The sequence below is a fragment of the Nonomuraea cypriaca genome (assembly GCF_015645445.1).
Taxonomy (GTDB): domain Bacteria; phylum Actinomycetota; class Actinomycetes; order Streptosporangiales; family Streptosporangiaceae; genus Nonomuraea; species Nonomuraea cypriaca.
The window spans coordinates 1-2,290 of sequence record NZ_JADOGI010000470.1; the positions used below are offsets into that span (position 1 = coordinate 1).

Annotated in this window: 1 protein-coding gene; it reads right to left on the bottom strand. The window is 71.2% G+C overall.

Features of this window, described 5'->3' with window-relative positions:
• Positions 1–709: 709 nt before the first annotated feature.
• Positions 710–2,239 (bottom strand): ATP-binding protein, encoded by a 1,530-nt coding sequence (locus ITP53_RS54895; RefSeq protein WP_328818910.1) that lies wholly within the window; start codon positions 2,237–2,239, stop codon positions 710–712.
• Positions 2,240–2,290 lie beyond the last annotated feature (51 nt).

Genomic DNA, 2,290 nt, shown 5'->3' on the forward strand with positions numbered 1-2,290 from the left:
CCTACACACCCGCCACCGCGTAACCCCGCCCCCCGGACAACCCACCGGCCCTGGCACCGCCCTACGGCGGCACCGGGGCCGTAGGTGTCCCCGGGCCGGTCAGCCAACCGTCAGCGGCCCCGACCGCGCCATCCCCCGCATCCGCCCCGACGGCGCACCGGCCCACACCACACTCGTCACACGCTCCACAAACAGGCCGGCTCGCGGCCAAGCCGCGAGCCGGCCAGGGGCTGGCAGTCGAAGGAGCCATGGGATACAAGATGAGCCGGCGAACGGGGCCAGCCGCAGCACGGTCAGCCACTTCACGCACGCGCACACATATTCAAAGGACTCGTCCTTAGACGAGTCGGGCCGCCCAGCGCACTGTCCGAAACCGGGAAGACCTGCGAAAACAACCCCCGCGCGGGGTAGCGGCCTTAATCGCGCAAGGGAACGCTACCCCTATTTCCGGTGGGGAGATCTGCCCCCATCTGACACAACCTCGCTACCGCCCATACCTTCATAGCGCGCCCGGATGACCGAGGCCGACAGGCCGTCTCCGTCCCGTCGCTGGAGCCGGTTCGCCTCGCTCCCGACGCGGAGTAAACCCCTCCCGGTCCTGTCGTCCAGCATCGCTCGCCGCCGGACGGGCGAACCGGTATGAACGCCCACCTGCGCCCCAGGCGTCAAGCCCGCGCCCTCGGCCCATCACGCGCGGGCACATCAACGCTCAGGCGGCCAGCATCGCTGCGGCAGGCTTCGATCGGATCCGGCGGTGGCCACGTCCACCCCCTGGCTCGTCCCGGCCAGTCGTGCGAGCCTGTTTCCCGTGCGCCGCTGAACACGAACGGTCCCGACGCTTGCCCCACGGCCACAATGACCATCCATACGGCCGCCGACCCGCTCGCGCCACGTCAGCGGCAGCAATCGCCCACGTGCCCGTCCCCGACCGTTCGGCGGTCAACGCCCCCGGCGGCGGCGCAACCGCCGCCGTCGTGCCGCTCAGCCCCGTACCGGCGCCCCCACCACCATTGATGCCCGCCGTACATGTCGAACCCGATCCCGGCGATCCGCTCACCCCCGCCCACCTCGCATCAGATTCCATCACCAACAGCTCGGCCACCATCGGCAGCACCGAACCGGACTCTGACGCCTCGTCCTCGACCAGGCCTGGTACAGCCGATCCGCACCCTGGCAACAGCCCGGTCACGTTCGGGTCTACTGGGACGGAGGGCAGGGCCTGGCGGAGTTCCTGCGGCCCAGCCGCACTGATCACCGCCTGCTTGCCGCGCATCGCGATCCACCGACACCGCACCACCAGGAAGGCCCAGCCCGGCCAATCCTCGCGCAGCCCGGCCAGCGCCTGCCGTGCCCACGGCTCCTCGCCGAACGCCGATACCTGGCTCCCCGCCTGCCCACGTACGTCCTCCGCAAGCACCGGGAAGGGGGCAGGCCAACAACCGCTTTCCTCGCAATCCGGGCAAAGTGCGTTGCCCGCTCCATCCGCCCCTACCATCCGGCCACCCGCTTCCTCGTTGACGGTTCCTTCACAGCCCACCGGCGACAAGCCGCTACGGGCAACGAGGAGTCCTGCTGCCTCGGTGAGCGTCCCGGAGGCCACCGGCATCGCCTCGAACCCACCGCCCGGCTCCGACTCTTCCGCACCAGCACCGGCCGCAGCACCCACTTCTGCTGCCGCCGAGGCCGCCGCGATCGACTCCTCGGGGAGGGCCAGCTCGACCCACACCGCATGCCCGGTATTCGCATCGCCCGCCACCCCGAACCGGACCGCCAGCGCAGCCACCCCGGCCAGCCCCCGCCCGTGCTCGGCCAGGTTCGGCACCGAACCCGGTGTCCGGGAGAAGTCCGGAACTGAACCCCCGCCCAGGTCGTACACCACGATCCGGGCCACGCCCGCGCCGCGCAGCACCTCCACCACGAAGAACCCCCGTGCCTGCCCCGAACACGAGTGCTGCAGCGCGTTGGCGATCAGCTCGGCCGTCACCCACTCCGCGTCGTGTCTCCGGCCGGTGTCCGCCAGCAAGCGGCCCACCATGCGGCGCGCGGGGGCCGACTGATCGCCGCGTCCCGGGAATGCCTGCCGCCAGGCCATCCCGCCCCACACCGGCCGGGAGTGGAAGGTTGACATCACCAGCCCCGGCGCCAGATCCGGGAACTCCTCCCCACGCGGCTGCCCGTGCGTCCGCGGCATGAGGAGTCGGCTCGGCTCGCCTGAGAAGTGCTGCGTACGGTCATCCATGCTGGCTGGCCCTTCCGGTCACGCCCCCGGCACGTCCGGGAGCGACCAGCA